The organism is Promicromonospora sp. NPDC019610 (assembly GCF_044389365.1).
In the GTDB taxonomy this organism is placed as follows: Bacteria; Actinomycetota; Actinomycetes; order Actinomycetales; family Cellulomonadaceae; genus Promicromonospora.
The window spans coordinates 1,810,999-1,827,275 of record NZ_JBIRXX010000002.1; the positions used below are offsets into that span (position 1 = coordinate 1,810,999).

The window sequence follows — 16,277 nt, forward strand, 5'->3', positions numbered from 1 at the left end:
AAGTCCCCGCTCGTGGTTGCGGAAGTGGGCCAGGCCGTAGATGTCGGTGCCGGTCTCGACGATCGTGCTGTTGAAGTGAGCGGTCCACAAATTGCCGCGCAGAGCTGAGGCGTCGAGTGATTGCCTGGCTTCCTGCACGTTGCACACGGCTACCGCTGCGTCACTACGCCCCGGCAGCGGGTGAAGCTGACAGAAAACCGGCATACCGACATGTCGCCGACAAACAGCGGCCGGACCGACATCTTCGATGGATCCCTACAACACACAAAACGGTCGAAGACCGGAACGTCCGGCATCATCGAAATCGTTACGACACACGCCGGACACAGCAACGGCTCCCAGGCCTGTCAGCGTCTGCAGCGACTGCTTGACCCTCCGTACCGCTGCGGAACCACTGGGAGATCGTTGTGAGAGCAAGAAGACTGGTCGTCGCGGCCACCGCCGCCGCGCTCGTCGTGGGCGCCCTGCCCACGGCGGCAGCCGTGGGCTCCGCGCCACCGGCCGTGGCCGCCACCCCGCAGGCACCGCCGTCGGCGCCGGACGTCCCCGACGTCCCCGACACCGACGTCGTCCTCGTCACCGGTGACCGGGTCACCACCAGCACCGCCGACGACGGCACGCCGACCGTCGGGTTCGAGGCCGCGCCACGGCCCGACGGCCGACCGGTCAGCTACGCCGCCTTCGGCGACGCGGCGGGCCACTACTTCGTCGTCCCGTCGGACGTCGCCGACCTGGTGCCGACGAAGCTGGACCTCCGGCTGTTCGACGTCACCGCCCTGGAGGCGGCGCAGGACACGGCACAGGACGCCGGCACCGACGACACCGGCCTGCCGGTGATCGTGCAGACCACCACCGCCCGCGCGGCCCGGTCCGCGGAGCCGACCTGGGAGAAGCTCGACCTCGACGTCGACCGGACCCTGGAGTCGATCGACGCGGTCGCGGGCGACGTCCCGGCGGACGGTGCCCGCCCGCTCGTGGACGCCGTCGAGGACGGCCGGACCGTGAGCAAGGTGTGGCTGGACGCCCCGCTCGAAGTGTCCGACGCCGACTCCACGCCCCAGATCGGCGCGACCGACGCCTGGGACCTCGGCATCGACGGCACCGGCGTGACCGTCGCGGTCCTGGACTCCGGCATCGACACCACCCACCCCGACCTGGACGGGGGCACCGTGGCGCTCGAACGGGACTTCACCGGCTCGGGCAGCACGCACGACGCCCTCGGCCACGGCACGCACGTCGCCTCGATCATCGCGGGCAGCGGTGAGGCGTCCGACGGCGAGAACCGCGGCGTCGCGCCCGGCGCCCGGCTGCTGAACGGCCGCGTCCTGAACGACGAGGGCGAGGGCGACGAGTCCTGGGCCATCGACGCCATGGAGTGGGCGGCCTCGAACGGCGCCGACGTCATCAACATGAGCCTCGGCGTGCGCGGCGCGTACACCGACGGCACCGACCCCGCGGCCCTCTCCGTCGACTCGATCTCGGAGCGCTACGACACCCTCGTCACCATCGCGGCCGGCAACGAGGGCAACTGGGGCACCCCGTTCACGGTCACCACGCCCGGCACCGCGGACAGCGCCCTGACGGTCGGCGCGGTCACGGACTCCGACGACATCGCGTACTTCTCCTCGATGGGTCCGCGGGCCGGCGACTACGCGATCAAGCCCGACATCGCGGCGCCCGGCGACGGGATCGTCGCCGCCCGCGCCGCCGGGACCACCCCGGACGTGCCGGTCGGTGACCACTACGCCGCCATGTCCGGCACGTCGATGGCCACCCCGCACGTGGCCGGGGCGGCCGCGCTGCTCAAGCAGGCCCGGCCGGAGCTGGACGGCGAGGCCCTGAAGTCGGTGCTCATGGGCTCGGCCCAGCCTGCGGGGAACTCGGTGTTCGCTGAGGGCGCGGGCCGTGCCTGGGTGCCCGGCGCGATCGGCGAGGCGGTCTACGCCACGCCGGCCTCGCTCTCGTTCGGGCTGTTCGACTCGCCCCGCGCCGAGCAGACGCCGCGCACGCAGACCGTGACGTACACGAACGACTCCGGCACCGCCGTCGACGTGGACCTCGCGCTCTCGGTCAACGCGGGCGACGGCGTACCCGTCCCTGCGAGCGTGGCGTCCCTGTCCACGGACACCCTGACGATCCCCGCCCACGGCTCCGCGTCCGTGGACGTGACCATCGACCCGCGCTCCGACGAGCCCGACGTCTTCGCCGGGGTGCTCCGCGCGACCGGGGCCGGGTTCCCCGCCGTGCGGACCGTGCTGGCGTTCCAGATCGACCCGGACATGTACACGCTGCGCATCGAGGCGAGCCGCCTCGGCGGCGAGCCGGCCGCCAACCCGGATGCGGGCTGGGTCCACGGCATCGACGACCCGAACGTGAACCAGTGGTTCCAGTTCACCGACGGCGTGGCCGAGGTGCGTCTGCCCGCGGGCCGCTACGCGGTCCTCGGCCAGCTCTTCGACGCGGTGTCGCCGTCGGCCGCCTTCTTCGACGGCGTCGTCAGCTTCACGCGCGACGCCGACCTGACGGCCGGTGACGCCACGCTCACGCTGGACGGCAGCACGGCGGTGCCGGTGCGCATGGAGACGCCGAAGAAGGTGGCGCCGCGTGCCCTGTCCTCGGACCTGGTCCGCGACCTGCCGGGCCGGAGCTATCCGGTGACCACGGGGACCTCGTTCAGCACCGGCGACTACACGGGCGGCATGGACCTCACGGCGTACGTGCTGCGCGACGGCGCCCCGCTGGCGGGAGAGACCACGGTGACGTCGCGCTACCTGCTGGACCAGCCGCTGCTCGACGTCGCCGCGGTGGGCCGGGGCAAGACGCTCGACGTGTCGCGCGAGCTCGGCAACGCGGTCCGGTCCCCGCGCTACGAGGGCCGGATGTCGGCCCCGCTCGTGGACGGCGGGACCGGTACCCCCGAGGAACTGGCCGCCGTGCCCGCGGACGGCGCCGTCGTGCTGGTCGAGGACACCGGCGACCTCACGTTGAACCCGCAGTCGCAGGCCGCGGCGGAAGCCGGTGCCGTGGCGCTGATCGTGTACGGGTCCACGCCGGGCCCGTTCTACCACCAGGTGGACAACCGGACGATCAACACGATGAGCGACCAGGCCGTGCCGACGCTGACGCTGAAGCGCGACCTGGGTCTGCAGCTCGTCGAGGCAGCCCACCGCGGCGCGACGCTGCGGGGCACGGGCCGCGCGACGCCGTCGTACCAGTACGCGCTGGGCTACACCGAACAGGGGCGGACGATCCCCCGCTCGCTCACCTACCGACCCTCGGCCAAGGACCTCGCGGCGGTCGAGACCGAGCTGCGGTCGTTCAAGCCGTTCGCGGCGGGGCTCCGCAACGCCGAACGACTCACCATCACCAGCGGCAGCACGATGAGCGGCTGGCAGCAGTCCTGGACCACGGGCGCGGTGAGCGGGCGGACGGTCTACTACTCGACCGAGCCCGGCGTGCGGTTCCAGCGCGGGGCCACCGCCGCCCAGGGTCTGAACGCCTGGCCGGCGTGGGTCGACGGCGAGCCGGTGACCTACCGGCCCGGGAAGCAGCCGAAGGAGACCTACAACGCCCAGGTGCACCACGGCGGGTTCTGGGCGTCCCCGGCCGTCCCGCAGGACGCCGCCGTCTACCGCGACGGCAGCACCCTCGGGATCAACCTGCCGTACCGGGTCGACGACGAGGGGCATGCCCAGGAGTGGGGTCCGGACGAGGCCTCCACGGGCCGGTTCCGGGTCTGGCGGGGCGACGACCTGCTGACGGACGACGCGTTCGGCACGTACGCGACGCCGGACGTCGGCACCGGCAAGGAGCGGTTCCGCATTCGCCTGGAGACGCACCGCGACACCCCCTGGTGGCCGCTGTCGACGGACGTGACCACCGAGTGGGGCTTCGTCCCGGGCGCCGGCAAGGCGCCGGAGGTACTGCCGCTGCTCCAGCTCGACTACGGCGTGCAGGGCCTGGACGCGTACAACACGGCGGGCCGGCGCTCCACGGAGCTGGACCTCCAGGTCTCGCACCAGGACGGCGCCGTCGGAGCCGCACCCGTCACGAGCCTGAAGCTGTGGTCCTCCACGGACGGCGGCGAGCACTGGACGCCGGTGCGCGTGACCCGGGCGTCGGGGCACGGCCCGGGCCATGACGGGGCCGGCGCCTACAGCGCCACGGTCACGGCTCCGCCGGGGTCGACGACGGTCTCGCTGCGCTCCGAGGCGCGGGACGCGGCCGGGGCCACGTTCTCCGAGACGGTGGTCGACGCGTTCGCGGTGAACGCCCGCCACTGAGCGGCCCGGACCGGTAGGACACGAAGGCCCCCGCCCTGCGGCGGGGGCCTTCGTCGTTCCCCGCACCATGCGTCCGCGGCCCGCACGCCCCGCATGGTCGGTCAGGCGTGCCTACGATGAATTCAGCGCACGTCCGGTGTTTCCGAGGAGGCTGATTCGTTTCGAAGGAGGCTGAGTCCGATGAGGGTACTGGTGGCCTACGCGAGCAAGTACGGAGCGACAGAGGGCATCGCGCAACGCATTGGAGAGACCCTGCGCGGGCGCGGGCTGGAGGTCGAGGTCGCGAAGTGCGCCGATGTGGCCGAGGTGGCCGGCTACGACGCCTGCGTCGTCGGGTCGGCGGTGTACGAGTTCAACTGGCGCAAGGAGGCCAGGAAGTTCGTGGAGCGCAACGCCGAGAAGATCGCCGCGCACCCGGTGTGGCTGTTCAGCAGCGGACCGCTCGGCACCGAGACGGTCGACAAGGACGGCAACGACGTCCTGAAGGGCGCGGAGCCCAAGCAGTTCAAGGAGTACGCGGTCCTGCTGCACCCGCGCGGGACACAAGTGTTCCGCGGTGCGTACGACCACGACAAGATCCGCGGGGCCGACCGGATCATCGCGTGGATGCCGGGGATCCGGGACGCCATGCCCCAGGGGGACTTCCGCGAGTGGGACGCCATCGACGCGTGGGCGACGTCGATCGCCGACACGCTGGCGGCGTCCGCCGGCCGCTGACAGGTCGGGTGCTGGTCACAGCGAGCCACGCGACCAGAAGTCTGTGGCGACCTCCTCTGTGGCGTCGGCCGGCAGGGTCCAGCCCGTCCCGAGGAGCCGAGCTCGCTCCTCGAGCGTGATAGCGATGTCATCTGGGTCGTCCGGCTCCGGGACCCGGCCGCCGGGAGAGACGACGGTGTCGACCCGCCAGTCCCTGCCGTCCCAGCGCAGTGTGGCGGCGTGGTGCGTCCAGCGGATGTCGACGTCGGAGGTGTCCCGCGCCCCGCCGACGCCGCTCAGGCACCGCGCCCAGGTCGACACGACCACCTCGGTGGGTACCTGCGCGGGCTCGTCCGGGTCGGGCGACTCGACGCTGTGGCTTCCCACCGAGACCACCTTGTAGGCGCCGAACTCGTAGGCACACCCGGTGAACGCGGTCGCGTCCGGCCGGTCCTGCACGTCCGCGGCCGCCTGGTCGGACAGGCCGCTGGCGGCACGCCCCTGGTCGGTGAAGATCCGCTCGGCGATCTCCGCCCGTTCCTGCGGTGTCCGCGACAGCGCCGCGTCGGCCGCGTTGCTGTAGGTCATCAGGGCCGAGACCGCGCCGTCGATGCTCTGCGGGAAGCCGGCGGGGACACCGGCGACATACTCGGTCGCACCGGCGCCCTGAGCGGCCCCACCCACGGGCAGGGCCGTCGGGACGTCGGTGGGTGCGAACACCGGGTCAAGGTCGTCAGCTCCGCGGAGGCCCAGCATGCCCACGACCGCGGCCATCAGCACGGCACCGACCAGCCCGCCGACGATCCAGCTCCCCAGGCGCCGGTCGCGCCGCACCTGAGGATCGTGGTCGCCCGGCGAGACCAGGTCCGCAGCTACGGGCTCCGGTCGCGCCGTGTCCTCTTCATGTGCAACCGGCATCGAGCTCCCCCTCGTCGCGACCTGGTGGGCCGAAGGTTCGTGAGCGGGGCTCAGAATCGGCAGGAGCCAGCATAATCCCTGCTCAGAGGCCTGCGGGCCGCACCACCGCCCCGGTCGCCGCAGCCTGCTGGATCGCGCACAGCAGCCGCACGGTCTCCACCGCCTCGTCGGCGCCGACCGGCACCGGCGCCGACGTCTCCAGCGCGTCGAGGATCCGGATCCACTGGGCCAGGTGTCCCGCGTGCCCGATCGCGAGCGGTGCGGCCGCGCCGCTCGCGATCGCCCCGGACGACGGCGCCGGCACCCCCGGGACGTCCCAGCGTCGCACCTCCCCCTGCCCGAGCTCGACCGAGCCCTGGGAGCCGAACAGCGCGATCGTCGCGGGGAACCCCGGCGGCGTCGCCGTCGTCGTCGTCACCACGCCGAGCGCACCGGAGGCGAACCGGAGGGTCGCCACGGTCGTGTCCTCCGCCTCGATGGCATGCGCGAGCGTGCCCGACTGCGCCGTCACCGACTCGACCGGGCCGCACAGCCAGCGCAGCAGGTCGACGTTGTGCACGCCCTGGTTCATCAGCGACCCGCCGCCCTGTGCCGTCGAGGACCGCCAGCCCGCGGCGCGGTAGTAGGCGTCGTCGCGGTGCCAGTGCACGTGCGTGGTCGCGAGCCGCAGCTCGCCCAGCGCGCCGTCGTCGAGGGCCTGCCTGAGCGCGACGTGCTCGGTCTCCAGGCGGCGCTGGGAGATCATCGAGACCGTCAGCCCGCGCTCGCGCGCCGCGTCCGCGACCCGCAGCGCGTCGCCGACCTCCAGCGCGAGCGGCTTCTCGACGACGACGTGCCGGCCGGCCTCCAGCGCCGCCAGCGCGAGCGCCGCGTGCGTGCCGCTCGGTGTGCAGACCGCCACGACGTCGACGTCGGGGTGGGCGATCACCTCGTGCGGTGCGAGACGCGCGGCCGGCGCGTCCGGCTTCCCGGGACCGGCCGGCGGGCGCGCCCGGCCGCTGTACGCGACGAGCCGCGCCCGGCCGCCGAGCTCACCGAGCGCCCGGGCGTGCATCCCGCCGATGCCCCCCATCCCGATGATCCCGACGCCGAGAGGGGCGTCACTCCGGGGCATGGCTCGCGCCGAGCAGCTCGCGCAACCGCTCGGCCGCCGCCGTGAACCGCGGGTCGGCGAGCGTCGGCCCGTACTCGCGGCGGTCGGGCAGTCCGGGTTCGAGGGTCTCCACGATCCGGCCCGGCCGCGGGCTCATGACGACGATCCGGCTGCCCAGGTACACCGCCTCCGGCACGGAGTGGGTCACCAGCACCACGGTGGTGCCGGTCTCGCGCCAGATCCGGTTCATCTCGATGTTCATCTGCTCGCGGGTGAGCGCGTCGAGCGCGCCGAACGGCTCGTCCATGAGCAGCACCCGGGGCTCGTGCAGCAGGGCGCGGCACAGCGCGACGCGCTGCTGCATGCCGCCGGACAGCTCGTGCGGCAGGGCCCGCTCGAACCCGGTCAGGCCGGTGAGCTCGATGAGGTGGTCCGCGCGCTCCTCCGCCCGACGTCGGTCCATCCCGCGCATCTCGGCCTGGAGCAGGATGTTCTTGCGCACGCCCCGCCACTCCAGCAGGGCCGAGCGCTGGAAGGCGAAGCCGATCTCGCGCTGCGGCCCGGTGACCGGCTGCCCGTACAGGCGCACGTCGCCCTCGGTGGCCCGGGTGAGCCCCGCGATGATCTTGAGCAGCGTCGACTTGCCGCAGCCCGACGGCCCCGCGATCGTGACGAACTCCCCGGGCCGCACGGCCAGCGACACGTCGTCGAGCGCGACGGTCTCCGACCGCTTGGACGTGAAGCGGCGGGTGAGGTGCGCGACCTCGATGATGGGCCCGGCGTCGACCCCCGGAGACGCCGCTCGCTCTGCCGTCGCGGTCACAGGTCCTCCCCGAAGGTCGCGTCCCAGTAGGCGTCCGGCGTGGACTCGCCCTCGAACTCCGTGTTCTCCGTCAGGAACGTGAGCGTGTCCGTCCACTGCTGCTCGGTGTTCACGCCGGGTGCGGGGGCGGCCTCCAGGTTGAGCAGGCCGATCGTCGCCTCGAGCTGCGCCGCGAGCACGCTCTCCTCCGGCGCCTGCTCGGCGTCGGCAGCCATCGCGGCCACGGCCGCGTCCGGGTCCTCGGACGCCGCGAGGAACGACTTTGACGTCGCCCGCACCATCGCCTGGACCAGTTCGGGGTCGCTCTCGATCGTCGCCTCGTTCGCCAGGAGGCCGGTGCCGAGCATGTTCATGCCGAACTCCGAGAACGGCAGGGCCGAGACCTCCTTGCCGGTCTGGTTCTCGATGGTCGGCGCCTGGTCGTGGTAGAAGCCCTGGATGGCGTCGACCTTTCCCTCGATCAGCGCGGCGATCTTGCCCGCGGCGTCGACGTTGACCACCGTGACGTCGTCCGGGTCCACGCCGTTGATCTCCAGCCACGCCGGGAAGGTGCCGTACATGGCGTCGCCGGGCGTGCCGCCGACCGTCTTGCCCACGAGGTCGGCGGGCTCGGTGATGCCCTGGTCGTCGAAGAACTCGACGGAGCTGGGGCCGGTCTGCAGGAAGACGCCGACGCTGCGCACCGGCATGCCCGAGCTGATCCCGTTCGCCAGCGGCGGGGTGTCCGCCCAGCCGAAGTCGGTGTTGCCCTGCGCGACCTGCTGCACCGTGTTGCCGGACCCGTTGCCCGGCTGGATGGTCAGGTCGATCCCCTCGTCCTCGAAGATCCCCTCCGCCACGCCGTAGTAGAACGGCGCGTGCTCGCCGTAGGGCACCCAGTTGAGCGTCACCGTGACCTCGCTCAGCCCCTCGGCGTTCTGCTCGGCCGGCCCGCCGGCCGCGGTCTGCCCGCAGGCCGCGACCGTCGCCAGGGCGACGCCGCCCACGGCCAGCGACATCATGGTCTTGCGGGCACGGGTCCTGCCGGCACGCTTCTTGTCGTCATGCTTCGCTGCACCACGCATGGGAGAGCCTTTCTGGTCGTGCCGTCACGGGGACGGCGGGAACGCGGAAGAGTGCGGTCCGGGGATCAGACGGTCGCGAGCGCGAGGTTCCCGCGCCGCGAGGCGTGCCACGGGATGAGGAGGCGTTCGAGCACCTCGACCAGCACGAAGAGGACCACGCCGATGAGGGACATGAGGATCAGGTCGGCGAACAGCAGCGGCGCGTCGAGGTTGCCGCTGGCGAGCAGCAGCACGTACCCGAGACCGCGGTCGGCGCCCACGAACTCGCCGACGACGGCGCCCACGACCGCCAGCGTGACCGCGACCTTGAGGCCGGACATGAGCTGCGGAAGGGCGCCGGGGAAGCGGATCTTGCGGAAGGTCTTCCACCGGGAGGCGCCCATCGTCGCGGACATCTCCAGCAGCTCCGGGTCGACCGAGCGCAGGCCGGCCACGGCCGAGACGACGACCGGGAAGAAGGCGATGAGCACGGCCAGGACGATCTTCGGCGTCATCCCGAAGCCGAACCAGACCACCAGGATCGGGGCGATGGCGATCTTCGGGATGACCTGGGCGAAGAGGATGAGCGGATACAGCGACTTCTCCGCGGTCTTGGAGTAGACCAGCAGCACGGCCGCCGCCACGCCGATCACTGCCGCGAGCACGAACCCGACGATCGTCTCCAGCGTGGTCACCCACGTGTGCTCCAGCAGCATCGCCCACTCGGCGACCATCGTCTCCGCGACAGCGCCGGGCGAGGGCACCAGGTAGGCCGGGACCAGCTCGCGCCAGGCCACGAACCACCAGAGCGCGAAGAGCGCGAGCAGCACCGCGACCGGCCGCCACGACTCCGCGAGCAGGCTGAGCGCCCGGGTCCCGAGCGGCGTGCCGCCGGACGGCGGCGCCGTCGGCCGGGACCCGGGCCCGCGCGGGGACGGGGTCGTGGGGCGGGCCTCCTGGGTGGTCACCATGGCGTGATCCTCCATAGTTCGCTCTTTCCGTTTCGTCGCACGGGGTCGGCGTCGACACCCGTGGGGCAGCGGGTCGGGGCACGGCGGACGTCGTCGTCCGGGTCGTGCCGGTCGGTAGAGCAGGTCAGCAGCCCCGGCCGGTGGAGCTGCGCGTCACGACGGACACTATGAGCCGTGCCCGGGCCGGACAACGAGTTGCCACTTGTTGCCCCGCCGGCGGGGGCCTGGGGCGGGCCGCGGTTGCCACCGGGCGCCGGTCAGCCGTCGGTGACGGCCTCCAGGTCGACGGCCACCGACCGGAAGCCCGCGGACCGCACGGCCCGCAGGACCTCCCCGCGCAGCGGCTCGACCGCCAGGCTCGCGAGGTCGGCGTGCGGCGCCTCGAGCCGCGCCAGGTCGCCGTGGTGCCGCACGCGGATCTCCTCCAGGCCGAGGCGCCGAAGCTCGCTCTCCGCGGCCTCGACCTGGACCGCGTCGTCCGCTACCGCTTCGGGCGGCACGTCGGGCAGGCCGGTAGGCAGGGTCATGGCGTCATTCGAGGGTGCCGCACCCGGGGCGGTCAAGGTGTTGCCACCTCTTGCCGGGCGCGCAAGGACCTGCCGCGCCCGGGCCGCCGACGGCAAATGGTTGCCGTCGGCGTCTGCTCGCCGTACGCTCCCCGCGCATGGGCGAAACTGGCGAAACAGGGAGCTCTCGCAACAGACCGACCATCTACGACGTCGCCAGGGCTGCCGGCGTCGCGCCCTCGACCGTGTCGCGGGCGTTCTCCCGGCCGGGGCGCGTCAACGCGGACACGGCGGACCGCATCCGGCGCGTCGCGCACGAGCTCGGCTACCGGACCAGCCCGATCGGGCGCGGCCTGCCGGACGGCCGGACGGCGCTGCTCGCGATCGTCGTGGCCGACCTGACCAACCCGTTCTTCTTCGAGATCATCCGCAGCGCCGAGAAGACCGCCATCGACTCCGGGTACACGCTGCTGGTGGTGGACGCGCACGAGTCGAGCGGGGCGGAGCGCCGCGCCCTGGAGCGGACGCTGCCCCTCGTCGAGGGGGTCGTCCTCGCCACGTCGCGGCTCTCGGACGCGGCGATCCGGGCGGTCGCCAAGCAGCGGCCGACCGTCGTCATGAACCGCGTCGTCACGGACGTCCCGAGCGTGGTGACCGACAACGCCCAGGGGATGCGGCGCGCCGTCGAGCACCTGGCGGGCCTCGGGCACGCCCGGCTGACGTACCTGGCCGGACCCGAGGCGTCCTGGGCCGACGGGATGCGCTGGCGCGCCTTCCGTGAGGCGACCCAGGAGCTCGGCCTGCGGGCGTGGCGTCTCGGGCCGTTCGCGCCCACGCTCGCCGGCGGGCTCTCGGCGGCGCAGGCGCTGACCACCCACTCCGCGACCGCGACCGTCGCCTACAACGACCTCGTCGCGATCGGCACGATGCGCGGGCTGACACGCCTCGGGGTCGAGATCCCCCGCGACCTGAGCGTCGTCGGGTTCGACAACATCTTCGGCTCCGACTTCTGCACCCCGCCGCTGACGACGGTCGCCTCTCCCCTGCGCCACTTCGGGACGTTCGCCGTCCAGCGCCTGCTGAACCAGCTCCGCGCGCCGTCGTCCGGGCTGTCGGCCACGGCGTCCGCCGGGCTGTCGGCCCCGGCGCTGCTCCCGGCCAAGCTCGTCGAGCGCGGCTCCACGGCCCGCCGCCCCTGACCCGGCCGAGGGGCAACAAGTGGCAACTCGTTGTCCGGGGTCATCGCTCGCCGCATAGTGACGTGGCGTGCCCAGGGCGACGGCGTCCACGACACCGCACCCGGCAGGCACGGTCCCCGGCAGGCAAGGTCCTCGATGGAGAGGCAAGGCCCATGGAACGTAGATCGACCCACCGCACTCTCGCCGCGATGCTCGGCGTGCTCGTGCTGCCGCTGACGGTGCTCCCGGCCGCCGCGCAGCCCGCGAGCCGGCCGGCGGCGCAGGCCTCGGCCCAGGCGGCCACCGACCCCACCCGGCCCCAGGAGCCCGGCGTGACCCTGCGCGTCTTCGACGTCCAGGTCCCGCTGGAGGACTACTGCACGCTCAAGCCGGGCCAGACGCCGAACGTCGACAAGCTGATGCCGACGATCGACTACCGCACGGCCGCCGACTTCGGCCTCACGGACCGGTTCGTCACCGAGGTCACCGGCTACCTGAACGTGCCCGACGCCGGCACGTACGACTTCCGGGTCACGAGCGACGACGGCGCCCGCCTGCTGCTCGACGACACCCTCGTCGTCGACCACCCCGGCAAGCACGGGGCGACGCCGAAGGACGGTTCGGTCGCGCTGGAGGCCGGGTACCACGCCCTGCGCATCGACCACTTCGACGGCGACTTCGGCCAGCAGCTCACGCTGGAGTGGCGCCCGCCGGGCGCGACCGGTTTCGCGCTGGTGCCGAACACCGTGCTCAGCACCGACGCCGAGGTCACGCGCGTCACCTCGCCGGGCCGCAAGGTCTGCGAGGGCGTGGACGAGGCACCGGGCGACGGCCTGCCCCTGACCGAGGTGCACCCCGACTACACGCTGACGAACCTGCGCCCCGAGGGCTTCGAGCCGCAGGTCACGGGCATGGACTGGCTGCCCGACGGGCGCATGGCCATCGCCACGTGGGGCGGCGACCGCGAGACGGTGCTCGGCGAGGTGTACCTGGTCGAGAACGTGACGGGCGACGGCGGCGCCGACGAGGTGACGTACACGAAGATCGCCGAGGAGCTCCAGGAGCCGATGGGCCTGAAGGTCGTCGACGGCCGCATCTACGTCTCCGAGAAGCACGGCCTGACCGAGCTCGTGGACACCGACGGCGACGAGGTCACCGACGAGTACCGCGAGGTCGCGACATGGCCGTTCGGCGGCAACTACCACGAGTTCGCGTTCGGCCTGCTGTACGAGGACGGCTACTTCTACGTCTCCACGGGCATCGCGATGGTGCCCGGCGGCGCGACCCGCGACCCGCAGCTCGTCGAGAACCGCGGCTCGGTGCTGAAGATCGACGAGGACACCGGCGAGGTCGAGTACCTGGCGGGCGGCCTGCGCACCCCGAACGGCCTCGGCTTCGGGGCCGACGGCGGCATGTACGTCACCGACAACCAGGGCATGCACGTGCCGACGTCGAAGCTGGTGCGCGTCCAGGAGGGCGCGTTCTACAACCACTACACCAACCCGGACGGCCCGTACGACGACCAGCCGGTGACCGAGCCTGTGGTGTGGATGCCGCACGGCGAGATCTCGAACTCCCCGAGCAACCCCGTCATCCTGACCGAGGGCGTGTTCGCCGGGCAGATGGCCATCGGGGACGTGACCTACGGCGGCCTCCAGCGCGTCTACCTGGAGGACGTCGCCGGCCAGGAGCAGGGCGCCGTGTTCCGCATGACGCAGGGGCTGGAGTCCGGCGTCAGCAGGACGAGCGTCGGCCCGGACGGCTCGATCTACGTGGGCGGCATCGGCTGGTCGGGCAACTGGGGCCAGGCGGGCAAGCTGGGCTACGGCCTGCAGAAGCTGACCTACGACGAGAACCGGGCGTTCGACATGCTGGAGATGCGCGCGGTCGACGGCGGCTTCGAGATCGAGTACACCCAGCCGCTGTCGGCCGAGACGGCGGAGAACCTGGCCGACAAGTACGAGGCCGCGCAGTGGCGCTACGTCTCCACGCCGCAGTACGGCGGCCCCAAGGTCGACGAGGAGGACCTGGACGTCACCTCGGCGACATTGTCCGACGACCGCCGGACGGTCACGCTCATGATCGACGGGCTGAAGGCCGGCCGGGTCGTCAACGTGCACTCCCCGCGGCCGTTCGCGGCCCAGGGCGGCGCGGAGCTGTGGAGCACCGAGGCCTGGTACACCCTGAACCGCCTGCCGGACGGCACCACCCCGCCGCCCGTCTACGAGGCCGAGGCCGCCGACATCTCCGGCGGCGCCGGCTGGAACACCAACCACGCCGGGTACTCGGGCGCCGGGTTCGTGGACCGCAACTGGGAGCCCGGCGCGCGCACCACGTTCGCCGTCGAGGCCGGCGAGGCCGGCCCGCACGACCTGGCGCTGCGCTACGCGAACGGCCAGAACTCCGACCCCAGCCCGACGCCGCGGTCGATGAGCCTGTACGTCAACGGCGTCAAGCAGAAGCAGGTCTGGCTCGACAGCACCGTGAGCTGGTCCACGTGGAAGACGCAGACCGAGACGATCCAGCTCCGGAAGGGCGCGAACACGATCGCCTACGCGTACGACGCCGACGACGTGGGGCACGTGAACCTCGACAGCCTCACCGTCACCCCCACCGAACGCATCACCCTGTTCGACGGCGGCGACCTCGACGCCTGGGAGAAGGTGAGCGGCGGGGCCGCGACGTGGCCCGTCGCGGACGGCACCATGGAGTCCTTCGGCGGCGACATCCGCACCAGGGAGACGTTCGGCGACTTCCGGATGCACGCCGAGTGGTACCAGCCCCAGCACGCCGACGACGTCACGGGCCAGGCCCGCGGCAACAGCGGCATCTACATCCAGGAGCGCTACGAGGTGCAGGTTCTGGAGTCCTTCGGCATCGACCCGCCGGCCACGAACGACGCCGGCTCGATCTACCTGAAGAAGGCCCCGGACATCAACGCCGCGACCGCGATGGGCACGTGGCAGACGTACGACCTCGTGTTCCGCGCCGCCCGGTTCGACGCCGCCGGGACCAAGACCGAGGACGCGCGCCTCTCGCTCTGGTGGAACGGCCAGCTCGTGCACGACGACGTGGCGATCGACGGCAAGACGGGCAACGGCCGGGCGGAGGGACCGGCCCCCGGTCACATCAAGCTCCAGGACCACGGGGACGCCGGCCTGAACCCGCGGTTCCGCAACGTCTGGATCGAGCGCCTGACCGAGCAGGAGGACACCAGGCAGGGCCTGACGACGGGGGTCGCGGCGCGGCTCACCCCACCGAAGGTCACGGCGGGCGACGACGCGCTGGCCCTGGTGACCGTGCCCGGCACGAAGGGCAGCCCGGCGCCGACGGGGACCGTCCGGGTGACCGTCGGGGACACGCCGGTCACGGCCGCGCTCGGCCGGGGCCCCGCCCGGCTCCGGATCCCCACCGCCGGGCTGGCGGCCGGGGTGCACCCGGTGACCGTCGAGTACCTGGGCGACACCGTCTACCGGCGGAGCACGACGACGGTCTACCTGACCGTCCGCTGACCTGGTCCCGCGCCGAGCTGTCCCTCGAAGGAGAGGTTCATCTGATGGAACGCACTGTCCGCACCACGACCCGCACCCGCACCCCGAGGCCCACCGCACGGCCGTGGCTCGCCGCCGCCGTGATCGCCACCCTGGCCCTGCCGGTCCTGGCCCCGTCCGCGACGGCCGGAACCGGGGCGGCCGGGACCGCACCGGCCGGGACCAGCGCCTGCGCCTACGGCTACACCAGTCAGGCCACGGTCTGGTTCGGCGCCGACGCCGACTCCGGCGTGCCCAACCGCGAGACCCGCGCCGGCTGCACCGTGATGGACGAGATCATGGCCGACGCGCCGTTCGCGACGCACGGCGCGTTCGTCCGCACCGTCTCGGCCGTGACCAAGGGCCTCGTCCGCGAACGGGTCCTCACCGCCCGCGAGCGCCGGGACGTCGTCCGCGCCGCCACCGCCTCGGAGGTCGGCAGGCCGCACCCGGTGACGGGCAGCCGGTCGGTCGACCTGTCCGCGATCGGCCTGGTGGGCTACACGGTCCGCGCGACCATGCCCACGGACGCCGCCGGGACGCTGGGGGCGCTCGCGGAGTGCGGCTTCCGGAACATCGAGCCGTCGGGCAGCGCCGGCAACTTCTACGGCTACTCGGCCGCGGGGCTGGCGCCGCTCACGGACGCGGCGGGTCTGGAGGTGCCGTCGCTGGGTGTGAGCCTGTCGAACCTGCAGAACGACGTCGACCTGGTGGCCGCCGAGGCGCACGCGATCGGCGCGGAGTACGTGCGCGTCTCGGGCTCCGGCTCGTGGACGCTCGCGGACTACTCCCGGACGGCCGCGATCCTCAACGAGGCGGGCGAGGCGCTGGCCGCCGAGGGCATCCGGGTCGCCTACCACAACCACGGGTTCGAGTTCGAGACCGCGGAGGACGGGGTCACGGGCTACGACGTGCTGGTCCGGGAGACCGACCCGGCGTTCGTCACGATGGAGCTCGACGTGTACTGGGCCGCCAGCACGGACACCGCGGCCACCGACCTGTTCGCGCGCTACCCGGGCCGGTTCGAGCTGCTGCACCTCAAGGACATCGCCGAGGACGGCTCCTTCGCCGACGTCGGTTCGGGCACCATCGACTTCGCCGAGATCTTCGCCGCCGCGCCGCTCGCCGGGGTCCGGTACGGCTTCACGGAGCACGACCAGCCGTCCCCGGACGGCGTGACGTCCGCGTGCACGAGCCTCGGCTACCTCGCCGGGCTGCGCTACTGAGCCACGCCCG

The 16,277-nt window shown here is 72.7% G+C and carries 11 protein-coding genes; 5 read left to right on the forward strand and 6 right to left on the reverse strand.

Going from position 1 to position 16,277, the window contains the following annotated elements; genetic code table 11:
- Positions 1 to 407: 407 nt before the first annotated feature.
- Complete coding sequence (locus ACH45N_RS19760) at positions 408 to 4,283, forward strand: S8 family peptidase (protein WP_397396933.1); 3,876 nt, start codon at positions 408 to 410, stop codon at positions 4,281 to 4,283.
- 180 nt (positions 4,284 to 4,463) lie between these two features.
- Complete coding sequence (locus ACH45N_RS19765; protein WP_397396935.1) at positions 4,464 to 5,000, forward strand: flavodoxin domain-containing protein; 537 nt, start codon at positions 4,464 to 4,466, stop codon at positions 4,998 to 5,000.
- Positions 5,001 to 5,015: 15 nt separating this feature from the next.
- Here the strand turns inward: ACH45N_RS19765 and ACH45N_RS19770 are convergent, their stop codons facing one another.
- The 6 genes from ACH45N_RS19770 to ACH45N_RS19795 form a co-directional block, all read right to left on the reverse strand.
- Positions 5,016 to 5,813: a hypothetical protein gene (locus ACH45N_RS19770; RefSeq protein WP_397396937.1), complete on the reverse strand. Its 798-nt coding sequence runs from the start codon at positions 5,811 to 5,813 to the stop codon at positions 5,016 to 5,018.
- Between the two features lie 166 nt (positions 5,814 to 5,979).
- Positions 5,980 to 7,011 carry a Gfo/Idh/MocA family protein gene (locus ACH45N_RS19775; protein ID WP_397396939.1) on the reverse strand — a complete coding sequence of 344 codons (1,032 nt, stop codon included), beginning with the start codon at positions 7,009 to 7,011 and terminating at the stop codon, positions 5,980 to 5,982.
- Positions 6,998 to 7,813 (reverse strand): ABC transporter ATP-binding protein, encoded by an 816-nt coding sequence (locus ACH45N_RS19780; RefSeq protein WP_397396941.1) that lies wholly within the window; start codon positions 7,811 to 7,813, stop codon positions 6,998 to 7,000. Before ACH45N_RS19780 ends, ACH45N_RS19775 begins: the two co-directional genes overlap by 14 nt.
- A complete protein-coding gene (locus ACH45N_RS19785) occupies positions 7,810 to 8,877 on the reverse strand; it encodes an ABC transporter substrate-binding protein (protein WP_397396943.1) in 1,068 nt (355 codons plus the stop codon). Before ACH45N_RS19785 ends, ACH45N_RS19780 begins: the two co-directional genes overlap by 4 nt.
- Before the next feature lie 65 nt (positions 8,878 to 8,942).
- On the reverse strand, positions 8,943 to 9,827 hold the full coding sequence (locus ACH45N_RS19790) for an ABC transporter permease (RefSeq protein ID WP_397396945.1): 885 nt from the start codon (positions 9,825 to 9,827) through the stop codon (positions 8,943 to 8,945).
- Between the two features lie 257 nt (positions 9,828 to 10,084).
- Positions 10,085 to 10,354 carry a hypothetical protein gene (locus ACH45N_RS19795; RefSeq protein WP_397396947.1) on the reverse strand — a complete coding sequence of 90 codons (270 nt, stop codon included), beginning with the start codon at positions 10,352 to 10,354 and terminating at the stop codon, positions 10,085 to 10,087.
- 137 nt (positions 10,355 to 10,491) lie between these two features.
- On the opposite strand from ACH45N_RS19795, the gene ACH45N_RS19800 reads away from it, so the two are divergent.
- The 3 genes from ACH45N_RS19800 (at position 10,492) to ACH45N_RS19810 (ending at position 16,267) form a co-directional block, all read left to right on the forward strand.
- Positions 10,492 to 11,532 (forward strand): LacI family DNA-binding transcriptional regulator, encoded by a 1,041-nt coding sequence (locus ACH45N_RS19800; RefSeq protein WP_397396949.1) that lies wholly within the window; start codon positions 10,492 to 10,494, stop codon positions 11,530 to 11,532.
- Positions 11,533 to 11,684: 152 nt separating this feature from the next.
- On the forward strand, positions 11,685 to 15,023 hold the full coding sequence (locus ACH45N_RS19805) for a family 16 glycoside hydrolase (RefSeq protein ID WP_397396951.1): 3,339 nt from the start codon (positions 11,685 to 11,687) through the stop codon (positions 15,021 to 15,023).
- Positions 15,024 to 15,067: 44 nt separating this feature from the next.
- On the forward strand, positions 15,068 to 16,267 hold the full coding sequence (locus tag ACH45N_RS19810; protein WP_397396953.1) for a sugar phosphate isomerase/epimerase family protein: 1,200 nt from the start codon (positions 15,068 to 15,070) through the stop codon (positions 16,265 to 16,267).
- The last annotated feature ends 10 nt before the right edge of the window (positions 16,268 to 16,277 follow it).